20 protein-coding genes are annotated in these 20,773 nt (G+C 66.9%); 13 read left to right on the forward strand and 7 right to left on the reverse strand.

What is annotated here, in order from left to right; genetic code table 11:
• Positions 1-250, reverse strand: a 250-nt coding sequence (locus NF4_RS23575; RefSeq protein WP_198165443.1) for a hypothetical protein, incomplete at its 3' end; no start/stop codon positions are given.
• A gap of 1,949 nt (positions 251-2,199) precedes the next feature.
• Here NF4_RS23575 and NF4_RS23585 point away from each other — a divergent pair.
• Positions 2,200-3,369, forward strand: coding sequence for a methyltransferase (locus NF4_RS23585; protein ID WP_063129568.1), 1,170 nt, complete (start codon positions 2,200-2,202; stop codon positions 3,367-3,369).
• Positions 3,370-3,431: 62 nt separating this feature from the next.
• On the opposite strand, the gene NF4_RS23590 is transcribed toward NF4_RS23585, so the two are convergent.
• Entirely contained in the window at positions 3,432-4,010 is a 579-nt protein-coding gene (locus NF4_RS23590; RefSeq protein ID WP_063129569.1) for a dihydrofolate reductase family protein, read from the reverse strand.
• Positions 4,011-4,284: 274 nt separating this feature from the next.
• Here NF4_RS23590 and NF4_RS23595 point away from each other — a divergent pair, with 274 nt between their 5' ends.
• Complete coding sequence (locus tag NF4_RS23595) at positions 4,285-5,661, forward strand: MFS transporter (protein ID WP_063129570.1); 1,377 nt, start codon at positions 4,285-4,287, stop codon at positions 5,659-5,661.
• 144 nt (positions 5,662-5,805) lie between these two features.
• Here NF4_RS23595 and NF4_RS23600 read toward each other — a convergent pair whose 3' ends face one another.
• Together NF4_RS23600 and NF4_RS23605 are read right to left on the reverse strand one after the other, a co-directional pair.
• Positions 5,806-6,387: a TetR/AcrR family transcriptional regulator gene (locus NF4_RS23600; protein ID WP_063129571.1), complete on the reverse strand. Its 582-nt coding sequence runs from the start codon at positions 6,385-6,387 to the stop codon at positions 5,806-5,808.
• A gap of 4 nt (positions 6,388-6,391) precedes the next feature.
• The gene (locus NF4_RS23605; protein WP_063129572.1) at positions 6,392-8,617 is read right to left on the reverse strand and encodes an MMPL family transporter; all 2,226 of its coding nucleotides are present in this window, start codon (positions 8,615-8,617) and stop codon (positions 6,392-6,394) included.
• Between the two features lie 256 nt (positions 8,618-8,873).
• On the opposite strand from NF4_RS23605, the gene NF4_RS23610 reads away from it, so the two are divergent.
• The 4 genes from NF4_RS23610 to NF4_RS23625 all read left to right on the forward strand — a co-directional run bounded on the left by NF4_RS23610 (position 8,874) and on the right by NF4_RS23625 (position 12,605).
• The gene (locus NF4_RS23610) at positions 8,874-9,122 is read left to right on the forward strand and encodes a TetR family transcriptional regulator (RefSeq protein WP_157120534.1); all 249 of its coding nucleotides are present in this window, start codon (positions 8,874-8,876) and stop codon (positions 9,120-9,122) included.
• A 524-nt stretch (positions 9,123-9,646) separates the two neighbouring features.
• A complete protein-coding gene (locus tag NF4_RS23615; protein ID WP_084533384.1) occupies positions 9,647-11,035 on the forward strand; it encodes a fatty acid desaturase family protein in 1,389 nt (462 codons plus the stop codon).
• A complete protein-coding gene (locus tag NF4_RS23620) occupies positions 11,032-12,042 on the forward strand; it encodes a hypothetical protein (RefSeq protein WP_063129574.1) in 1,011 nt (336 codons plus the stop codon). Before NF4_RS23615 ends, NF4_RS23620 begins: the two co-directional genes overlap by 4 nt.
• Positions 12,043-12,146: 104 nt before the next feature.
• Positions 12,147-12,605 (forward strand): DUF5994 family protein, encoded by a 459-nt coding sequence (locus NF4_RS23625; protein ID WP_157120535.1) that lies wholly within the window; start codon positions 12,147-12,149, stop codon positions 12,603-12,605.
• Between the two features lie 414 nt (positions 12,606-13,019).
• On the opposite strand, the gene NF4_RS37970 is transcribed toward NF4_RS23625, so the two are convergent.
• Positions 13,020-13,385, reverse strand: coding sequence for a hypothetical protein (locus NF4_RS37970; protein ID WP_157120536.1), 366 nt, complete (start codon positions 13,383-13,385; stop codon positions 13,020-13,022).
• Here NF4_RS37970 and NF4_RS23630 point away from each other — a divergent pair.
• From NF4_RS23630 to NF4_RS23640, 3 genes are all read left to right on the forward strand, one after another.
• On the forward strand, positions 13,378-13,704 hold the full coding sequence (locus NF4_RS23630; RefSeq protein ID WP_232330617.1) for a hypothetical protein: 327 nt from the start codon (positions 13,378-13,380) through the stop codon (positions 13,702-13,704). The two genes, NF4_RS37970 and NF4_RS23630, sit on opposite strands and share 8 nt — an antisense overlap.
• 337 nt (positions 13,705-14,041) lie before the next feature.
• Positions 14,042-14,242, forward strand: coding sequence for a hypothetical protein (locus tag NF4_RS23635; RefSeq protein WP_063129576.1), 201 nt, complete (start codon positions 14,042-14,044; stop codon positions 14,240-14,242).
• Positions 14,243-14,278: 36 nt separating this feature from the next.
• Entirely contained in the window at positions 14,279-14,776 is a 498-nt protein-coding gene (locus tag NF4_RS23640; RefSeq protein WP_063129577.1) for a MarR family winged helix-turn-helix transcriptional regulator, read from the forward strand.
• Positions 14,777-15,157: 381 nt separating this feature from the next.
• On the opposite strand, the gene NF4_RS38745 is transcribed toward NF4_RS23640, so the two are convergent.
• Positions 15,158-16,114: a hypothetical protein gene (locus tag NF4_RS38745; RefSeq protein WP_198165444.1), complete on the reverse strand. Its 957-nt coding sequence runs from the start codon at positions 16,112-16,114 to the stop codon at positions 15,158-15,160.
• Between the two features lie 209 nt (positions 16,115-16,323).
• Between NF4_RS38745 and NF4_RS23650 the strand changes: the two genes are divergently transcribed.
• The gene (locus tag NF4_RS23650) at positions 16,324-17,256 is read left to right on the forward strand and encodes an alpha/beta fold hydrolase (protein WP_063129579.1); all 933 of its coding nucleotides are present in this window, start codon (positions 16,324-16,326) and stop codon (positions 17,254-17,256) included.
• 66 nt (positions 17,257-17,322) lie between these two features.
• Here NF4_RS23650 and NF4_RS23655 read toward each other — a convergent pair whose 3' ends face one another.
• Entirely contained in the window at positions 17,323-18,027 is a 705-nt protein-coding gene (locus NF4_RS23655; protein WP_063129580.1) for a TetR family transcriptional regulator, read from the reverse strand.
• Here NF4_RS23655 and NF4_RS23660 point away from each other — a divergent pair.
• The 3 genes from NF4_RS23660 (at position 18,021) to NF4_RS37980 (ending at position 20,730) form a co-directional block, all read left to right on the forward strand.
• Entirely contained in the window at positions 18,021-18,992 is a 972-nt protein-coding gene (locus tag NF4_RS23660) for an alpha/beta fold hydrolase (protein WP_157120537.1), read from the forward strand. The genes NF4_RS23655 and NF4_RS23660 overlap by 7 nt on opposite strands.
• A 133-nt stretch (positions 18,993-19,125) precedes the next feature.
• Complete coding sequence (locus tag NF4_RS23665; protein WP_157120538.1) at positions 19,126-20,271, forward strand: FAD-dependent oxidoreductase; 1,146 nt, start codon at positions 19,126-19,128, stop codon at positions 20,269-20,271.
• A gap of 36 nt (positions 20,272-20,307) precedes the next feature.
• On the forward strand, positions 20,308-20,730 hold the full coding sequence (locus NF4_RS37980) for a hypothetical protein (protein WP_157120539.1): 423 nt from the start codon (positions 20,308-20,310) through the stop codon (positions 20,728-20,730).
• Positions 20,731-20,773: the final 43 nt, after the last annotated feature.

Below are 20,773 nucleotides of genomic sequence, written 5' to 3' on the forward strand. Positions count from 1 at the left end.
GCACCCGAACCAGACCCAGCACCCGAACCAGACCCAGCACCCGAACCAGACCCAGCACCCGAACCAGACCCAGCACCCGAACCAGACCCAGCACCCGAACCAGACCCAGCACCCGAACCAGACCCAACACCCGAACCACTGCCACGAGCCGGTTCGTCCCCACGCCGACCAGCAGCCGGATCCGCGCCGGCACGCCCACCGGCAGCCGGATCCACGCCGGCACGATTGCGGCCAGGGATCCCCGGCTCATGCATGACCACCAGTGCGTCCCGGCCTCCCCGCGTACTCGGCCGGTCTGCTTCCCGGTCCCGGCGGGCCTGTTCCGCCGCCTCCCTGGCCATGCGTGCCTGTTCTCGCGCCTGCTGGTCCAGGCGGCGCTGCCGCTCCTCCTCGAGGCGTGCCTGTTCCCGCGCCTCTCTTTCCACGCGTGCCTGCTCCTCCGCCTCCGCCCGGGCGTGTGCCCTTTCCCGCGCGGTGTCCAGGCGGTTCTGTTCTCTCGTTACGTCGCCCTCCAGCCCCCGGATCTCCCGCGCCACCCGTTGCTGTTCCCTCGTCAGCTCTTCCGCCATCCAATGGGCGTTGTTCCGCGCCCCGGACAGATCCGGCAGCACCCGTGCTTCCTGGTCGCTGTACGGGCTTTCCAGGACATGCCATCGCGGCTGGGCGGTCACACCGCTCCGGTCGTCGGTACCCGGAGTGGTGTCATTCCACTCCCTTTGCTGTTGCCTGCGCAGCTCATCCCGTCGGGCCCGGAGTTCGTTCCGTCGTGCCTGCAGCTCCTCCAGGCCGCGCCTCCTCTCGTGCACCCTGTTCTGCGCGACTCGCAATTCCGCAATGTCGCGCTCACTGTGGTTCGGCACCCAGACCGCCCGGCCCTCGGCCGCTCGATGCGCATTGAGCCTGTTCATCGCATCCGTGAGCGCCGAGTGTTCCCGCTCGGCCCGATCGAGCCTCCGCAAGAGCCCACGTGACCCCGGTCGCTCCTCCAACCGCTGCGCGAGCGTCCACCGTCGTCGCTCCAGAGCCCGCAGCTGACCCCGAATCGTGACCTCCCGGGTGAGGTCGAGAATCGCCTGGTGTGCCGGGCTGGCGTCGGACAAGTCCCCTCGTTCACCGAGTGCTCTTCGAATCCGCGCCGGGTCGTCGGCGTCCGCGAAAGTTCGACTCCCCCCGCGTAGCGCGTCTCCGACGGCCCGTTCAGGAAGGTCCCAGCCTTCTCTGGTCGCACCAATCAGACGCCGGGACGCTTGCAGCATCGCCGTCAAACTGCTTGCTATCGACACGAAGTCGCTCTCCCGCCCGAACCTGCCCTCGGTAGGGTGATTCGGCGGCGTTTCCGCTCATACGAGAAACGTGGCACCCCGCCGTGGCCCGCACCGATTTCGTTCGATCCACCAGCCGAACGCCGCATCGTACAGCCTCCGCACGAAACACGGTTCATATCAACACTTCCTGTACTGATACCGCTATTCTCTGGTCGGACCGGCACCGGTCAGGATGTCGAGCGTACTGACACACTCGACGAAGCGGTGCTGCGCGGCTCGATCTCACTTCACCCGTAGTAGTCGACCGATATAACTTTCCCCTGGTTGTCGACCGAACAACGCTAACCGTATCGCGGTCGGCTCCTCAACAATGGGAATGCGAACCCGGGTTGATCTGTCGGCGACCAGTGGCCCGGCAATACCAGGCCCACCGAAGGTCGGGACCTGTTCGTTGTTCGGACAGTCCATATCCCGCCCCGACACACATGTAGTCGCGTGGTGGGAGTGCCCGCCGCCGCGGCGACCGACAGGGCGGCGGCGCTTCCGACGAAATCCGCTGCCGGGCCACAGTTTCTCCGCAGGCGCCCGTAGTCGGGATCGTGTTCGCTCCACGAGCCCTTCGGCGGAACCGTCCGATCGCCGGCACGGATCCTGGCCATCCGATCCCCACGTCGCGGCCTGGGCAGGCGTTCGCGGTCATGACGATCCCGGACCCCACCGAGTGCGGTGCGGCAGCGTGCCTGTGCGATGCTGAATACCCGACGAAAGGAATCGACCGTGGTCATGGGCATGGTGCTCGGCGATCGCCGCTTCCACGTTTCGACGTGCGAGTGATCCGGCCTGTCATCGTGCTGATCAGCGGCTGATCCCTGCGGTACTGCTGCGTCGAAGCGTCGCCGCCCGCAGGCACCTTCGTATCCCACAGGAGTACGTCATGTCCACGATCGATTGGACCGAACACGAATCTTCTCTTCCCGCCCGGTGGCATTCCGAGAATGCCACCCCCGCCCCCGAACGCGTCGTCGCCGTAGACGATCGCATCACCGCGAAGGCCGCGTACGGCCTGGCGAGAGCGGGCACGGGGCTGCTCTGGCAGGGCGATTTCCACAATGCCCGCCAGATCGTGCGAGCCGTGGACCGCCGCTGGCAGCAGGTTCCGCGTGCCACACGGGCCGGAAGCGACCCCGCCGCTCTCTTCTACGGCCACCGCGCCGCGCGGGCCGAACGAGCCGAACTGCTCGGCAGGCTGCTGGTCGTGCTGGAACGCGACCGCTCGCTGCGGCTGCGGCGCGCACCGGATGTACGGCCGGCCTGCGACCACGCGTACGGCGCGGCCACCGGCGGCCCGGTGGGTGGCGAGCGGATCTGCGTGTCGCTGCCCGAACTCCTCGGCGTCCTCAGCGCCTACCAGTGGCATCGCAAGGGTGTCGATGTCCCCGCGCTCGGCGCGCGCATCCACCCGGACTACGGCGTGTTCTCGCCGGTGCGCGGCGAGTACGTCGATCTGGTCGATCGGGCACCGTTCCCGGCCGGCGCCGGGCAGCCGCGGGCGTTCGACCTCGGCACCGGCACCGGGGTGCTCGCCGCCGTCCTCGCCCGCCGGGGCGCCCGGGTGGTGGCCACCGATATCAACCCCCGTGCCGTCACCTGCGCACGTGCGAACATGCGCCGGCTCGGCCTCGGCGACCGCGTGCGGATCATCGAGGCCGACCTGTGGCCGAGTGGGCGAGCCGACCTGATCGTATGCAACCCGCCCTGGCTGCCGGCGGAGCCGACCTCCGCCCTGGAGCTGGGCATCTACGACCGCGGATCCGACGTGCTGCATCGCTTCCTGGACGGCCTCCCGGCCCACCTGACCGAAACCGGTGAGGCGTGGCTCGTCCTGTCGGATCTCGCCGAGCGGCTCGGATTACGGACGCGCGACGAGCTTCTCGCCCGTATCGCTGCCGCCGGTCTTCGCGTGGCGGACCGCTACGACACCACGCCGCGGCATCCCCGGGCCTCGGATACCACCGACCCACTGCACGAGGCCCGGCGGTCCGAGGTCACGTCGCTGTGGCGATTGGTGCGGGACTCCGGGCCGGGTACTCGACCGCCGGAATAATAGGGTCGTGGCGCCTGCCGGGTGAGGAGACGCCGGACACCGGACAGCTGCATCGGACGGGCTCAGCCATGCAGGGTGGGCCGGTACACGAGCTCCTGGATGTGGCCGTCGAGCGTCCGGCTCTCGAGCAGTTCGAGGTCGAAGTCCGCCGCGCCCGCGAAGATCGGTTCCCGCCCGCTGCGGCCGGTGATCACCGGGAAGATTGTCACCTGCACCCGGTCGACCAGGCCCGCGGCCATCAGCGTCCGGTTCATCGACAGGCTCCCGTGCGAGCACAACGGCACCTCGGACTCCTCCTTCAGCCGGGCGACGATATCGACGGCATCACCGCGCACGACGGTGGCGTCCGGCCAGTCGAGTGGTTCGGCCAGCGTGGTCGATACCACCGCGGCCGGCAGGTGCCGCATCCGCGTGACCCATGGGTCGTTCACCTCGGATTCCTCGGTGCCGGCGGCCACCATCTGCGCGAACGCCCGATAGGTGTCGGCCCCGAAGACCATGCGCTGCGCCGCACTGTAGCGGGCGAGGCGGTGGTCGAGCAGCTCAGGGCCCTGTTTTCCCCAGTAGCCGGTCCAGTCCCCGACGGCGGCGCCGAAGCCGTCGAGGCTGGAAAAGACGTCGAACGTGTAGATAACGGTCACGATGTTCTCCTCGAGTACGGGTCTTTGTCGATCGAGACCGGAAACGGCGGCAGAACTCATCGCAGCGGGAACTCCCGGGCGCGGTTCCGGAGCCGGGAGAGCTCGACTTCACGCCCTCACCGAGGTGGTTCCGCGGGCAGCCGGTTCATCCGCCGGACGCGGAAATTCCGAACCCCGTCTCGCGACCGTGGCCCCTACCTGCACACTGTGTGCGGGGCTGCGCGGGATTCCGGTCACCGCGCACTCCGTGTACGAGTGAAGAGAGGGATCACTTATGTCCGAAACCACGACCCCGGGACTGTCCGTCCCCGAGGGACCGCCACCGGCCACCGAGTCGACGTCATCGCGGGCGGCGACACGCCGCGCGGTCTGGAACACGCTGCGCGGATCGTCGGGAAATCTCGTCGAGTGGTACGACGTCTACGTCTACACCGTGTTCGCCTCGTACTTCGAGAGCCACTTCTTCGATTCGGCGGACAAGAACTCCACCTTCTACGTCTACGCGATCTTCGCCGTCACGTTCCTCATGCGCCCGGTCGGCTCCTGGTTCTTCGGGCGCTACGCCGACCGGCGCGGCCGGCGCGCGGCGCTCACCTTCAGCGTCTCGCTGATGGCGGCGTGTTCGCTGGTGATCGCGCTCGTGCCGGGACGCGAGACGATCGGCGTGGGTGCGGCCGTGATCCTGATCCTGTGCCGGCTGGTGCAGGGCTTCGCGACCGGCGGCGAGTACGGTGCGTCGGCCACCTATATGTCCGAGGCGGCCACCCGGGAACGCCGCGGCTTCTTCTCGTCGTTCCAGTACGTCACCCTCGTCGGTGGTCATGTGCTCGCCCAGCTCACCCTGCTGGTTCTGCAGGTGTTCCTGGACAAGTCGGAGATCTCCGATTTCGGGTGGCGTATCGCCTTCTTCATCGGCGGTGTGGCCGCGGTCGTGGTCTTCTGGTTGCGCCGGAGCATGGACGAATCGCTGACCGCCGAACAGCTCGACGCGGTCCGGCGCGGTGAAGACTCCGAATCGGGCTCCCTCCGCGTCCTGCTGGCCGAGTATTGGCGGCCGCTGCTGGTGTGCTTCCTGGTCACCATGGGTGGCACGCTCGCGTTCTACACCTACAGCGTGAACGCCCCGGCCATGGTCAAGACCGCGTTCGAAGGTCAGGGTATGACGGCCACCTGGATCAACCTGGCCGGGCTGGTCTTCCTCATGCTGTTGCAGCCGGTCGGTGGGCTGATCAGCGACAAGGTGGGCCGCAAACCCGTCCTGGTGTTCTTCGGCATCGGTGGCGTCCTCTACACCTGGTTCCTCATCACCTTCCTCCAGGACGCCACCTCGGTGGCGGCGACACTGGTGGTGACCTGCGTCGGCTATGTGCTGCTCACCGGCTATACGTCGATCAATGCCATCGTCAAAGCCGAACTGTTCCCCTCACATATCCGGGCACTGGGAGTCGGTGTCGGATACGCCCTGGCCAATTCGGTATTCGGCGGTACCGCGCCGATGATCTACCAGGCCGCGAAGAACGGCGGACAGGTGCCGTGGTTCATCGGGTACGTGACGGTCGTCATCGGTATCTCGCTGGTCGTCTACCTCTTCGTACTGAAGAACAAGAGCGAGACCGCACTGGACAAGGAGCAGGGGCGCGCGTTCGGGTAACGGCACGCGACCCGGAATCGCGGATCGGAGCCTCGCCCGCGGGCGACGTCCGACCGGTGTACACACGCAACCGAGCGGCCCGTCGGCGACGGGCCGCTCGGCCCCGGTGGTGCCGTAACGGTCGTTGATCCCGAATGCCCTCTGTCAGAGCGACATTCCGCTCGCGAGGAACTCCAGCGCCTCGTCGACGACGGCGTAGATGTCCTCATTGTTGTCGATCGCGCGCAGGTAGGCCATCACTGCTACACCGGCTATCGCTCCGGTCCAGTACCGGACTCGCGGGTCGTCCGGTTCCCGGCCGGTCCGCCGGGCGACGGCTTCGATGAACGGCGGCAGATCCGTCTCCACCTTGTGCGCCACGGCGGCACGTAGTTCGGGCACGGTGGCGATGAGCCTCATCCGAGTGGTCTCCACCGCGGCCAAGTCGACATGTGCGCTGTCGAGTACCGCGAGCAGCGCGTTGCGTGCGGCTTCGAGTGGCGACAGATCGGCCGGCTCGGCGAGGAACTTGTCCAGGAAGATGGGGTCCACGCGGTCGAACAGCACCGTATCCGGTTTGGTGGGGAAATAGCGGAACAGCGTGCTCGGCGAAACCTCGGCGGCCGCGGCCACCTCCTCGAGTGTGGTGTTGGCGTACCCCTTTTCCCGGTAGAGGCGCAGCGCGTGATCCTGGATGGCTTCACGCGTCCGCTTCTTCTTGAGTTCTCGCAGCCCGCCGGTGCTCATGGCTTCATCCTGCCGAACCTTTCGCCGGCGTAACAACGCGGTGGTGCGCGTCGGCTGGGTCGGGCCCCGGCGCTTTCCGCAGTTTCTCACCCTCGACGTCGAGGTTCGGCAGTATCCGGTCCAGCCACTCCGGCAACCACCAGGCCCTGTCCCCGACGAGCGCGAGAACCGCCGGGACGATGGTCATCCGCACGACGAAGGCGTCGACCGCGACCGCCGCCGCCAGCGCCACGCCGATCTGCACGATATCGCTGGCCTCACCGGTGGCGAACCCGGCGAACACACTCACCATGATGATCGCGGCCGCGGCCACCACGCGCGCGCCGTGCCCGAAACCGGCACGGATCGACGAGGTCGCCGAGGCGCCGTGGACGTACTCCTCCCGCATCCGGGTCACCAGGAACACCTCGTAGTCCATGGCCAGCCCGAATACGACGCCGATGATGAAGATCGGCAGCATGCTCACCACGACGTCGGTATCGCGGATGCCCAGCCATTCCAGATGACCCCACTGGAAGGTGGCCACCAGGACACCGAAGGTCGCCGCCACGGTGAGCAGGAAACCCACCGTCGCCTTCAGCGGTACGACGATCGAGCGGAAAACCGTCATCAGCAGTAGGAACGACAGACCGACCACCACCAGGAGGTAGATCCACAGGGCGTCCGCCATCCGGTCGCTGAAATCGATGATGACCGCAGCGGTTCCGGTGACCGCGATCCGGGCGCCGAACCGGGCGACGCTGTCGGCGACACCGCCGCGCAGCCGCTGAACCAGTTGCTCGGTCTGTTCGCTGTCGGGTCCACTGCCCGGGACGACTCCGATGATGGCCGTGTCGCCGGCCGGGTTGAATTCCGGCGGTGCGGCCATGGCGACCCCTTCGGTTCCGGCCAGGGCCGCGTGCACCCGTCGCGCGGCGTCCTCGGGCTGTGGCGCACCGGTGAGGTCGGCGACCACCAGCAGCGGGCCGTTGAATCCCGGGCCGAACCCTTCCGCCACCGCGTCGTAGGCCTGACGCTGCGTCGAATGCTCGGGGTAGGTGCCCTGATCCGGGACGCCGAGACGCAGGTCCAGCGCCGGAAACGTCAGGACACCGAGTCCGAGCAGCGCGACGATCAGTGTCGTCACCGGCCGCCGAGTGGTCAGTGACGCCCAGCGCTGCCCGAGTGTGAACCGCGGCCGGCCGGTCGCGGCGGGCGGGGCGCCCTCGGTCGATTGCCGCCGTCGGCCGCGCGGCAACACCCGCCGCCCGGCGAACCCGAGCAGCGCCGGCAGCAGGGTGACGGCCACCAGCACCGCGACGACCACGGTCACCGCGGCGGCGACCCCCATCTCGGTGAGCAGCCCGATCCCCACGACGCCGAGCCCGAGCAGCGCGATCACCACGGTCAGGCCGGCGAAGAGGACGGCGGATCCGGCGGTGCCCACCGCCCGGCCGATCGCCTCCTCGGGATCGGGGTTCCGGGTCAGCTCATGGGTGTAGCGGGAGACGATGAACAGCGCGTAGTCGATGCCGACGGCGAGACCGAGCATGAGCGCGAGGATCGGGGTCGTGACGCCGAGGTCGAGAAAGGCGGTGGCCGCGAGGATCCCCAGGAGACCCACCGCGACTCCGGTGACCCCGGTCACCAGCGACATCCCCGCGGCGACCAACGATCCCAGGGTGATCACGAGAACCACCGCGGCGATGAGCAATCCGATGAGTTCCTTGCTCACATCCGGCATCAGCTCCATCACGTCCCCGCCCACCGCGACCCGCAGGTCGGCCGAACCACTCCGGTCGACCAGATCCATGAGCTCCTGACGACTCGAATCACGCACTGCTTCGAAGGACACCGCGTAGGTCACCTCGGCGACGGCGATCCGCCGATCCGCCGAGATCAGGCCGCTGTCGAACGGGGTCCGCACGGCCGCCACCTCGGCGGCCCGGGCGGCGGCGTCGACCACCTCGGTGATCTGCCGGCGCAGCGCGGGATCGGTCACCGTGCCGTTCTCGGCGACAAAGACGATCTGGGCGGACCCGCCGTCGAGAGGGACCTCGGCGAACCGCTCCGCCAGCAGATCGAGAGCTTCCTGGGATTGCGTACCGGGCAGGCTGAAGGACGTCGCGGAAGGGGAGGCCAGGATGGCGGCCCCCGCCCCCAGGGCGGCCACCAGCAGGATCCAGCACAGGAGCACGAGCCGTCGAGCGCGAAAACTGAACCGCCCGATCCGATACAACAGAGTCGACATGACAGCCTCTTTAAAGTGGTAGTTACTGTCTACTGACAGTAACTACCACTTTCTCGAATGGCAATGAAACAGCGCAGAATGCGGGTTCGGCCGGGTTCGAGGAACCCTCGCGCACCGGATGACCACCGAGGATCACGACGAACTTCGGGGCGCCGTCGCCCCGGCGATATCCCGCGGTGCGGACGCGGGCCGCGACGATGTGTCAACGTTGTAGATCTACATCAGAACGCAACGGTCCCGAGGAACGGAGCGCTTCGTGACAACTGAGCGCCGGATGGCCCAGGCGGTGGGCCGCAATCCGATGGTGATCTACCGGCATGTGCCGAACAAGGCCGCTGTCCTCGACGGTGTTGCCGAGGCGGTCTTCGCGGAACTCACGGTCGACGCCGCGGCGTCCGACTGGGTCGCCGAGATGCGGCGGATGGCCCGGGAGTTCCGCCGGGTCACCAGCAGCGGCACCACATGCGTCGCATGGACAATCGCTCGACGCTGTCGCGGTCGATGATCTCCAGCGCGGCGGCCGATATCGCCGGGCGGGTCAGCGGACGGACTCGATGGCCCCCGGGAGGATCGTCCGGTCGTGCCGGGCCGGCGAACGGCTGCGCTCTCTTCTCGTCCATCGGACGACCCGCCGGTTCATCGCCCGTTGACAACAGCGTAATTCTACACTGTAGACAGACGATGTATTCGAGGATAGTCTGTGAGGGCAACCCGGTTCATACATCGACCGGTCGGCTGTTTCGGACGGCCGCGGCCGGGCACTCGACCAGAGACGAAAGCACTTCGTCGGCCGCACACAACACGATCACCCCACCGAGTTCGGGCAGCGACGACGAGCTCGGCCGAGCTGTTCGACCAGAGCCGGCCGCACACGGGCGGAGGACCTTGGGCATCCGCTGCTTCATCGACAGGCCGGAAACGCCGGCGCCAGTGCGGTGCCGACCGGCTCCACGCGTGCGGGGTACCTGCGCCGGCGCACGTCGATAGTTCCGCGACTGCACAACACCCGGCGATTGGAGGGTATGGACAATGGCAATCACCGAAGTCGGTGCCTACGCACACCTGAACCCCGCCGATGTCGAAGCACTCGGCCGCGAACTCGACGCGATCCGAAGTGACATCGTGGCCCAGCGGGGCGCGCGAGACGCGGCGTACATCCGCCGCACCATCGCCTTCCAACGGATGTTGGACATATCCTCTCGCCTGGTGATCGCGCTGAGCCGGGGTAGGACCGGCTGGGCTGTGGGAACCGCCGGCCTGGCGGCGGCAAAGGCCATCGAGAACATGGAGCTCGGTCACAATATCGGCCACGGCCAATGGGATTGGATGAACGATCCCGAAATCCATTCTCGCACTTGGGAATGGGATATGGTCGGACTGTCGTCGCAGTGGCGCTACTCCCACAATTTCCGCCACCACGTGTACACCAACGTGCTCGGCATGGACGACGATATCGGCTTCGGCGTGATGCGGGTGACGCGAGACCAGCCGTGGCGGCCACGACTACTGGTGCAGCCTTTACAGAATCTGTTTCTGGCCTCCGTCTTCGAATGGGGTATCGCCCTGCACGACCTGTACTCCGAACGCGATCGTGCGGCCACCCCCGGAGGGAAGGCCGCGGAGACCAAGGCGTTCGCCGCGAAGGTCGGCAGGCAGCTCGGCAAGGACTATCTACTGTTCCCGGCGCTGAGCGGACGGCGGTGGCGGCGCACCCTCGCCGCGAACGCGGCGGCCAATACAGCGCGCAACCTGTGGGCATATGTGGTGATCTTCTGCGGCCACTTTCCCGACGGTGCGGAGAAGTTCGCCCCCACCGTGGTCGAGAAAGAGTCGAAGGCAGAGTGGTATCTGCGGCAGATGTTGGGCACCGCCAACTTCGACGCCGGCCCGGCGCTGGCCTTCCTGAGCGGGAACCTCTGTTACCAGATCGAGCACCATCTGTTCCCCGACCTGCCGAGCAACCGATACGCCGAAATCAGTCGCCGGGTACGGGCACTGTGCGATAAGTACGACCTTCCGTACACCACCGGTCCTCTGCTGCGCCAATACCTGCTGACCGTGCGCACGATTCACAAGCTCGCGCTCCCGGACAGCTTCCTGATCGCGACCAGCGATGACGCTCCCGAGACAGCATCGGAGAAGAAGTTCGACGGCCACGACACCTCCGGCAACAACGATGCCGACGGCCCGCCCGGCCGGCGCGGACTGCGCTCGGCGCTGCGCGCGATGGCGGCCGGCCCCGCCGGCGCCGCGGCTGCGGCCGACACCCGAGGCGGCGCGAACCGGCCGCTCGACGGCCGCCGGCCGAGGAAAGGTGGATATCTCCGGATTCGAGCCGAGAGACCTTCGAGTACCGCACCGCGGCGCCGCGGTGGCCGATTCCCTTCACCGCGCAGCACCAGGAAGTGGTGTGCATGAATACGATCACCATCTCCTACGCACACCTGTTCCGGCTCAGTGACGAGTGTGGGATTCTCGAGCATGCGAGGCTCACCGAGCCCCTCCTCGAGTACGGTTACTGCGTCGACGATGTCGCCCGCGGTCTCGTCGTCGCCGTCCGCGAAACCGAGCCCCCACCCCGGTTGCTCGACCTCACCAAGGTGTATTTCGACTTCGTGGTCGCTGCGCTGACTCCGGACGGACGCTGCCACAATCGGCGCGGATCGGACCGGCACTGGCAGGACGAACCCGGCCTCGACGATCACTGGGGCCGGGCGTTGTGGGCACTCGGCGCCGTCGTCGCGCACCGGCCCGATCTGGCCGAGACCGCGTTGGCGCACTTCATGGTCGCTGCCGAGCAGCGGCCGCGGTCGGCGCGCGCGATGGCGTTCGGCGCACTGGGTGCGGCCGAGGTCTTGCGCGTATATCCGGGAAACCACCGGGCGCGTGACTTTATGGCCGACACCGCGACGCTGATCGGTGCGCCGACCCGCCGATTCGACTGGCGATGGCCCGAGCCGCGACTGGAATACGCCAACGCTGTCCTGGCCGAGGCGTTGCTCGCGGTCGGCTCGTTACCCGGCAGGGAGCGCATACAGGCCGATGGATTGGCGATGTTGCGCTGGCTGCTCGAGACCGAGACAGCCGGTGATCACCTTTCCGTGACCCCGGTCGACGGCTGGACGACAGGTGAGCCCCGGCCCGGGTTCGATCAGCAGCCCGTCGAGGTCGCCTGCCTGGCCGACGCCTGTGCCCGCGCCTACGACGCCACCGGCGACCAGCATTGGAAAGACGCCGTCATGCTGTGCGAAGCCTGGTTCCGGGGCGCGAACGATATCGGCACCCCGCTGCTCGATCCGGACAGCGGCGGCTGCTCCGACGGACTGGAGCACACCGGTAGGAATGAAAACCAGGGCGCCGAAGCGACGCTCTCACTCCTCTCCACCCAGCAGCAAGCCCGGCGACTCGCGCAGGAGCAGTCGTAGCCGACGTGCGATCCGGCACGTCGCTCGCCCGGCCGATCCGGCGCCCGCGGCGAGCAACCCCCCGAACAGAACCACCACGGCCCGCCGCGACAGGAGTGTCGATCATGACGTCACGACTGAACGCGTTCAACGCTCGGAGGCCGGAATGGTCGACTCGCCACCTGCGGCTCGACCTGGATGCCGCCGACCGAGGCGCCGACGGGGTCTGGTGGCCGCACAGTCGTGACCTCGTCGCGGAACTGGCCGGCCTTTTCTCGGTCCTGCAACCAGGCTTCGGCCCGGTCCACCGCGTGATCTACCACTTCGACGAATGGTCCGCCGCACCCGGTGAGCTGGAAAGCGGCGGCCGGCGGATCCGGCTGGACGGCTATCGGCACCGGCCCGTACGCACTCTCGGTATCGTCGGGGCCGACACCGCGCTCACCCTTCGGCTGATCACACCGGTCGCCGACGCCGCTACCAACGGCGCGCGGCACCGTGGCGACTCCGAAGACGACGCGAGCCACGATATCGACGCGTGGCTCCGAGCGCGGCGGCGGACGGCACCGCGGCAAGGCCGTTGAGCAGTAGCCGGCAGTCCGGCGCCGGGTAGCGTTCCGTCCTGGTGGGGAATGTCCACGGCGGGAGAAACATGCTCCAGCGTGAGGTGGACCGGAAATTCTCGACCCCGTTACCCTGCGCCGGGTTCCGTATCATGTGGGGAGCCGGTGGGTGAGAGAATGCCGTGAACGGTAACCATATGAAAGCTGGCGATCAGCAGAAGTATATATAATCTCAGGTCGGGCTTATATTCCAGAGAATTGCAGGCTCACCTATCCGCGAAGGATTCGCCGATATGCGACGAAGAAAACATCGGCCCTGGTAGAAACCTTGCCGCAATTAACTATTCAGAGTGGATATTTAATAACGGATAATTACATTTTCAGCACACCGAGATTGACGGTTTCGACCACAGCCGGATGAGAACAGGCTATATTTTAAACACCCATTTCGGAGGGTCCGACATCCAGTCGTACCGTTGCTCGACATTTCCTGGAGATAGCCATGAGATCGACCTCATCCCTGCTTCGTGCCGGCCTTCTTGCTCCGGTGGCCGTCGCTACCGTCTTTTGTTTGGCTGCGCCGGCAAATGCCGATCCCGTCAGCGTGAACTGGAACTGCCGGGGCACGATCCTCGGTATCGGCCAAACCTCGACCATGACCACATCGGTCACCGGCACCGCGCCGAGCTCGGCGGCGTCGGGTTCCGCGGTGGCCATCACCATCACACCGGGTGCCTCGTCGGTTCCCAGTTCGGCTTCCGGCTTCACCGTGAACAACATCAGCAACCTGAAGATGACCATTCCGACTCCGGCGAATTCGACATTGGTCTCGGCTACCGCCTCCGGGGGCACCGTGGCCGGCTCCGTCTCCACCTCAGGTGGGAATGTCGTTCTGACCGTCCCGGGTCCGATCGCCGGCGGCACCAGCTTCACCCCGCCGGCGGTGACCATCAACGTCACCGCCGGCGCCGCCGGAACACCGATCACCAGCAAGTACGCGGGGACCAGCTATACCAGTCCCGGCATGACCATGACGACCAACGTCGCATTGGTGGGTAATGTCGCGACCTCGTGCTACCCGAACCCGTCCCCGACCCTCACCACCACAACTGTCAGCTGAGCCTGCGGACAGGCGCCACGGCGTAATGACCGGTGCCCGCGCCGGCGGACGGTGGTGAACATGCCTGGACCGGGTTGTGCCAGCAGCCCGGTCCAGGTCTCACCCGAGCCGGACCGGGTGAGACCCGTTCCTGATAGTGATTGCCCCGCTTCGGGTTTGGTGTAGGGGTAGCCACTTCGACCGAATAATGCGAAGCACAGTATCGCATCGGCCGCTGTGTCGTACAGTGCATGTCCGACACAGCCACGGTCGCTTCGACGGCCGGAGCGGTGCCCGCTTTCGTGATGATCGCCAGCCGCGGTTCGGGCTGCCGGCCAATCGATTGACAGGAGCCCACATGCCGCTTCAAACGCCCGGCGGCGATCCCTACCGCACGCAGGGAAAACGATGGCATGCACTGGTGATCACCCGGCACCCCTCGATCCGCGCTGCGCTACCGCGGCCTGTGGCATTCATCGAGTCCACCGATATCCCTGACTCCCCGGACGGAATCGGGCGCTCGGCAATCGAGCGCTGCCTGATCGGTGACTTCTGCTGAGCGGTTCCATGTTTCAAGTGATCAAGGGGAAGGCCAATGTGCCCGAGAACAACCGAACCCGCCCGGATCTCGGTCGAGCTCAAAAGGGCCCTGGAGTTCTATCACGGAACCGTCGAGGACCTGATCCGCGAATTGGTCAGAGTGCTGGGCGTGAACGAGACCGATCGGCGTGCACTGGAGATCGTCCTGCTCGAGGATGAGAAGGCTACGACACCAGGAATGCTGGCCGAACGGCTCGGCCTCACCGCTGCCGGCGTCACGATCATGCTCAACCGGCTGGAGAAGCAGGGCTACATCGCCCGATCGCTGCACCCGACCGATCGTCGTCGCGTGATTGTGATGGCCACCGAACTCGCGGCCCATCGCGTACAGGAACTCGTCGTACCCATGATCGTCGAGAGCTACAAGATGTTGCTGAGCTCGTACGACTCCGCCGAACTCGATATAATCGCCGACTTTCTCACCCGCGCGGGTGAACTGCAACAAATTCACCGGCAACGGCTGCGGGACGTGGATCCCTACTCGAAACCCTGAAACCTCGATCACGAAGCCTTGCACAATTCGAGAGAAATCCGAGGCACTTCGAAATTCGGTGCCCGGAATTTGCTGTGGAAGTTCGGATGCGCGGTGTCTGCGCACTGCTCTTCTCGGTAAATCCCTGAATAATGGATGCTTCGCTCGGGCTGTTCGGCGAGGCGGCACCGTACCGCTCGCACTTCGATGTTCGGCCGAACTTCCGGAATTCAATGTCCGATACTCGGGCTTGTTTTCCGGTGGTGAAGACGCAGTGGTCGCGGATTTCACAAGCAATGCCGTCCGAAGTGTCGTCACCGGTTTCCAGCGGTCGGCACATCTCGACGGAGAAAGCAGTAGTTCGATGCAAACCGTTGACAGCAGCGAAGACCCTGCGCCCGATCAGGAGATCAATGCCGAGCCGCCTCGGCCTCGGATCCTACGGTGGTCCGGTCGGCAGGCCGATCGGTTCCGGCGGCAGATGTCGCGTGCGGGCGTGGCGGCCGCGTTGGTGACAACAGCGGTCGGGATAACGCTCATGGTGCGGACGGATTCGAGCCCGCCGGTGCCGGCGAACAACTCGTGCGAACCCACCATCCAGGCGTCCGACCACGGCACCGTCCGAAGCCGGACCAGCCTGACGAACACGAGCACGACATCGGCCGCACCGAGCGAGGTCTCCGTACCGGGCGACGTCGCGGGCACCGACACGGCCACCGATACCGGGACCGCCCGGCCGACGGCCGATTCCACCGACCCCGGTACCGGCACGGCCACGGCGCCGGAATCGACGACAGCAATGACGCCGGATGCCCTCGCGACGAACCCGACGGATGCGTCGGTGAGCGTGAGTTTCTCTGCCACGGCGAGCCTTTCGGTCCAGGCCACGTCCAGCGTGCCGGACCCGGGTACGGTCACCTCGACGTCGATATCCACGGTGACCGTCACCACGACTCCGACGGAGACATCGACGGTCACGATGACCGCCGATCCGAGCACGGTGACGGTGTCGGCCGATCCGTCGACGATCACCGTCACATCCGCCCCGGCGACCACCACAGTGCCGACCACCACCACGGCACCGACCACCACGACAACGCCACCAGTCAGCACCACAACGCCACCAGTCAGCACCACAACGCCGACCGAGACGGTGGCCACAAGCACCACGACGACTCCGAGTCCGGCGAGTTCCACGACATCCAGGTCACCGGAGATGTCCACAACATCCGCGTCGCCTACGACCACACCTACGCGGTCCAGCGCACCAGCTCCGACCAGTGGCATGTGGTTCGCGCGCTGAGCGAGCGAACCACGATCGTCTGCCTCGCCGACCCGGACCACAGGATCCTCGACCATATCGAGGAGTCGACGAGTATCGCCTCGAGCGGTGCGATCCTGCTGCGAGGCGGGTAGACAGCAACACTCCACCGGTCGAAGAGGAATTCGGTGACGTCGGTCGTACCGAAACCGGAACCGCCACAGTGTGACCTCCCGCACGCCTCGTTACGCCGGGCGGTGCCGTCTCGTCCAAGCAGCAGAAGTTCCGCACGTCAGAAAGTTCTGCAATGACATCGAAGCTGCTCCAACGGCTCACCGTGGTGGCCGTCGCCCTGGCCTGCATGTTCACCGCCCTCATTCCGGTGGCGTCCGGGCAGCCGCCGAGCTCGGCCGGCCAGTCGCGGTACCTGACCCGCGTGGAGTCGTTGTTCGTCGACACCGACCTGGCTCGTTTCCACTACACCCGGACCGGCACCGGGTCACCCGTCGTGCTGGTCGCCGGCGGTGGGCTGTGGGGGTATTCCTGGCGGGATACGGTCCCGGCCCTGGCGGCCGAGCACACCGTCTACACCGTCGATCTGCCCAGCCAGGGATTCACCGAACTGCGCGGCGGCGATTTCGCCTATGACCTGCCCGCGATGTCGCAAGCGCTCGCGACCTTCCTCGACGCCCTCGGCCTGCACCGGACCGCGCTCGTCGGCCACTCGTGGGGCGGCGCCTGGAGCCTGTACTTCGCCGAACAGTACCCCGACCGCGTCGAACGCCTCGTCCTGCTCGACGCACCTGGACTGGACGCCGAAAAGGCGCCCACCACACCGTTGTTCACCACGCCGCTACTGGGCGAGCTGACCACGACCCTTACCGACCGCACCTTCTACGCCGAGAGCATCCGCGGCACGTTCCACAACCGGCACCTGGTCACCGACGAGGTGATCGACGAGCTCTACGCACCATTCTCCCGGCCGGCCAACCGCGCCGGTTTCCTGGCACTGTGGCGAAACCTGGACTACCGGCTCACCGACGCCGGGCTCGGCCGGGTCACCGCACCCACATTGATTGTCTGGGGCGCCGAGGACACCTGGCTGCCCGCCTCTCAGGCACACGGACTGGCGGCACGGATCCCGAGCGCCCACGCAGTCACGCTCCCGGGCTGCGGGCACACCGTCCATGAGGACTGCCCGGCGCAGACCAACTCGCTGATCGACGAGTTCCTGCGCTGAGGTCCGGGTGATGAGCCGCCCTGCTCCGCCCGGTGCGTCAAGCGATCTCAAAATCAATTCTCATTACTATTTGTTTTTGAGATGCCGGTAGAGGGTTGCCCGGGACACCCCGAAGCGGGCAGCGATCCCCTCGGGGTCCGAACCAGCGGCGTACATCGAGCGCGCCAGTTCGATCTGTTCGCCGGTGAGTTTCGCGGGTCGCCCTCCGCTGCGGCCCCTGGCCCGCCCGCGGGGCCGGGGCTCGGCCGGTTCACCCAGCAGCGCCCGGGCACCGTCGAGGATCAGCCACCGGAGCCGGTCGGCGGGTTCGTTGCGGAAGAGCACCACCGGATCGGCCAGGCCCGCCACCACCTGGGAGGCGCGCACCCGCTGCTCGATCCCGGCGCCGGGGCCGGCCACGAGCTCGTTCGCCAGGGCGATCGCGGCCCGGAAACGGTCGCCGACAGGGGCCTGGACCAGCAGGGTCATATCCCGCACGAGCATGGTGAGGGTGTGCCGGTGGCGCAGGTGCACGTCTACATAGCCTTCGATCGCCCGCCACCGCACTCCCGCGGGCGTCGGCTCGGCCTCGGCCCCCGCCAGCACCGCGTCCAGCTCATCCAGTAACGGCAGGGTGAGCTGGTGCAGGATCGCGTCCTTGGAGTCGAAGTGGTAGTAGAGGGCGGCTTTGGTGATACCCACTTCGTCCGCGATGGCCTGCATGGAGGTGGCGCGGTAACCACGGGCGGCGAAAAGGACGCGCGCCGCGGTCAGGATTCGCTCGTATGTCATTCGGCTACTTACCTACGGTCAGGAGATTCGCTACAGTACTTACCGCCAGTCAGTCTATTGCCAAAGGGGCGATCCGTATGCGAAGCAAGGTCTCGTTCAGTGCCGCCGGCGTCCGCTGCACCGGATACCTCCAGCTACCCACCGATACCGGCCCACGACCCTGCGTGGTGCTCTGCCACGGCTTCAGCGGAACGATGGATCGGCTGTTCGACTATGCCGAACGTTTCGCGAAGGCAGGCTTCGCCGCGCTGGTGTTCGACTACCGCAGCTTCGGCGAAAGCGCGGGCGAACCCCGGCAGGTCCCCGATATCCGAGGTCAGCTCACCGATATCCGTGCCGCTGTCACATTCGCCCGCGCACACGAGCGCATCGACGCCGACCGGATTCTGCTGTGGGGCAACTCCCTCGGTGGGGCACACGCCGTTGTCGCCGCGGCCGACGACCCGCGAATAGCTGCCGTGGTGGCGCAAATTCCGTTCAACGGGTTCCCTCGACAGGTCGAGGGACGGAAGGCATGGGAGACCGCGGCATTGCTCGGGGCCATCCTCTGGGACAGGATGCGTGGCATGGCGGGCATGCGCCCGTACTACATCCCGATGGTCGGACGTCCCGGAGAACTCGCCGTTACCGCGACGCCCGAAGCCGACCACCACATCCGCACCCTCACCGGCGACGGGGAGACCCTGTGGCGCAACAGCATCGCCCCCCGGGCCCTCCTGACGATGATGCGCTACCGGCCGGCCGAGTCCGCCGCGCGGCTGCGATGCCCCTTGCTGGTCTGCGCCGCCGCCGACGACCACGAAACGCCGGTGGCCACGAGTCGCGCACTGGCCGACGCCGCGCCACACGGTGAGTTGCGGGTCTATCCCGGAACCCATTTCTCCTTCTATACCGACCCGGCATTCCGCGACACCGTCGTCGCCGATCAGATCGGCTTCTACCGCAAGGCGATGGCGGGGGCCTGACACCCGGTACACCTCCGTGTGGTTTGGTTCGAACGCCTCCATCATGTCAACGAATGTTGGCCAACATCTGTTGACAACATCCGGAACGTCTTCTACCTTCAATGCCAACAAGTGTTGACCTCAAGGAGTCCCCGTGAACACGCCCATCGCAGACGTCCTGATCGTCGGAGCCGGCCCGGTCGGCCTCACCGCCGCGGTCGCGCTGAAACAACTCGGCCACGACGTCGTGATCGTCGACCGGCAGCCGGCCGGCGCCAACACCTCCCGCGCCGCGGTGGTCCACCCGCACACCCTGGAAATACTGGAGCCCTACGGCGTGGTCCCGGCGCTGGTGGCGCGTGGCGTGCACACCCCCACCTTCGCCATCCGTGACCGGGACCGCCTGCTGATGGCGGTGCCGTTCAGCGACCTGCCCACCGCCTACCCCTACACCCTCATGATCTCCCAGGCCGATACCGAGAAATTCCTGCTGGAACGCCTCATCGAGCTCGGCGGAAAAGTGACCCGCCCGGCCGAGGTCACCGGTATCACGCAGGAGCCGGATTCGGTCACCGCGACCCTGGCCGAGGGTGAACCGATCCGCGCCCGCTACCTGCTGGCTGCCGACGGTATGCACAGCCTCGCCCGCGAACGATCAGGTATCGGATTCACCGGCGGCACCTACGCCGAATCGTTCACCCTCGCCGACGTCCACCTCTCCGGCGGAGTACCCACCGACGAGGTCATCCTGTACTTCTCCCCGGCGGGGCTCGTCGTGGTCGCACCGATACCCGACGGCAGGTTCCGCATCGTGGCCACCGTGGACGAGGCTCCACACGACCCGGATGCCGCGTTCGTCCAGAAATTGCTCGACGAACGCGGCCCGCAAGCGCACCCGGTGGTGGTCGAGGACGTGGTGTGGGGTTCGCGTTTCCGGGTCCATCACCGCATCGCCGACACCTTCCGCCACGGCCGGGTCCTGCTGGCCGGTGATGCCGGCCATGTGCACTCACCGGCCGGTGGGCAAGGTATGAACCTCGGGATCGAGGACGCCGTCACGGCCGCGACGACCCTGTCCCGGGTGCTGGCCGGGGAATCCGACAGCCTGCTCGACAACTACGCCGAGACCCGCCGCCGCACGGCCGGAGCCGTGGTCTCCATCGCGAGCCGGCTCACCGATCTGGCCACCGCCTCGGCGCGCGTGCGGCCGATGCGCAACACCGCCATGGCCCTGGCCGGGAAGGCCCCAGCCGTACGGAACCGACTGGCCTGGCGGCTGTCCGGTCTCGACCGCCGCTGAATCTCCACGGAACTCCAACTACGAGAGGAAACCGCTGTGAAAATCGTCAACGACCATTTGGCGGTCAAGGCCCGCCTGACCACACCCACCGAGAACGGCTTTCTGCTCCTGGCCGCCGAAACAGGCCGCTGGGCCGGACCGTTCCCGCTGCCCGCGCGGTCGCGTGGCCGTGTCCTTGCCCAGGCGCGGCCGCTGTGCGCGCGGCTGGCCCGCCGCGATGACGTGCTCGAGGTGACGCCGTTCCGGGCGACGCTGCGGCCGCCCGGCGAGGGCGGGCGGCTACTGCGACTTGCCGGTCGCTCTCGTCACCAGCGCGCACGGCCTGCACCCAGCAGCGAACTTTGTTCAGATGCAGTTGAGCCGGCCGAGCCCCACATCCCGGCTTCGACCGCCGCACCGCGCGGATACGGGAACTCTCGGCGCTTCCGGTTTCGATCCGGTGTCCGGCGGCGCCGGTAGTATCGGAGCTACGGCCGGTGCCGGCCGCCCACCCATCAGGCGA

This window comes from Nocardia fusca NBRC 14340 (assembly GCF_001618425.1).
GTDB classification, from domain to species: Bacteria; Actinomycetota; Actinomycetes; order Mycobacteriales; family Mycobacteriaceae; genus Nocardia; species Nocardia fusca.

Excerpts from the sequence above, each read along its gene's own strand:
- NF4_RS23585 (WP_063129568.1), top strand. The coding sequence starts at position 2,200 with ATGTCCACGATCGATTGGACCGAACACGAATCTTCTCTTCCCGCCCGG.
- NF4_RS23595 (WP_063129570.1), top strand. The coding sequence starts at position 4,285 with ATGTCCGAAACCACGACCCCGGGACTGTCCGTCCCCGAGGGACCGCCA.
- NF4_RS23600 (WP_063129571.1), bottom strand. The coding sequence starts at position 6,387 with ATGAGCACCGGCGGGCTGCGAGAACTCAAGAAGAAGCGGACGCGTGAA.
- NF4_RS23605 (WP_063129572.1), bottom strand. The coding sequence starts at position 8,617 with ATGTCGACTCTGTTGTATCGGATCGGGCGGTTCAGTTTTCGCGCTCGA.
- NF4_RS23615 (WP_084533384.1), top strand. The coding sequence starts at position 9,647 with ATGGCAATCACCGAAGTCGGTGCCTACGCACACCTGAACCCCGCCGAT.
- NF4_RS23620 (WP_063129574.1), top strand. The coding sequence starts at position 11,032 with ATGAATACGATCACCATCTCCTACGCACACCTGTTCCGGCTCAGTGAC.
- NF4_RS23625 (WP_157120535.1), top strand. The coding sequence starts at position 12,147 with ATGACGTCACGACTGAACGCGTTCAACGCTCGGAGGCCGGAATGGTCG.
- NF4_RS23630 (WP_232330617.1), top strand. The coding sequence starts at position 13,378 with ATGACCATTCCGACTCCGGCGAATTCGACATTGGTCTCGGCTACCGCC.
- NF4_RS37970 (WP_157120536.1), bottom strand. The coding sequence starts at position 13,385 with ATGGTCATCTTCAGGTTGCTGATGTTGTTCACGGTGAAGCCGGAAGCC.
- NF4_RS23635 (WP_063129576.1), top strand. The coding sequence starts at position 14,042 with ATGCCGCTTCAAACGCCCGGCGGCGATCCCTACCGCACGCAGGGAAAA.
- NF4_RS23640 (WP_063129577.1), top strand. The coding sequence starts at position 14,279 with ATGTGCCCGAGAACAACCGAACCCGCCCGGATCTCGGTCGAGCTCAAA.
- NF4_RS38745 (WP_198165444.1), bottom strand. The coding sequence starts at position 16,114 with ATGGTCGAGGATCCTGTGGTCCGGGTCGGCGAGGCAGACGATCGTGGT.
- NF4_RS23650 (WP_063129579.1), top strand. The coding sequence starts at position 16,324 with ATGACATCGAAGCTGCTCCAACGGCTCACCGTGGTGGCCGTCGCCCTG.
- NF4_RS23660 (WP_157120537.1), top strand. The coding sequence starts at position 18,021 with ATGTCATTCGGCTACTTACCTACGGTCAGGAGATTCGCTACAGTACTT.
- NF4_RS23655 (WP_063129580.1), bottom strand. The coding sequence starts at position 18,027 with ATGACATACGAGCGAATCCTGACCGCGGCGCGCGTCCTTTTCGCCGCC.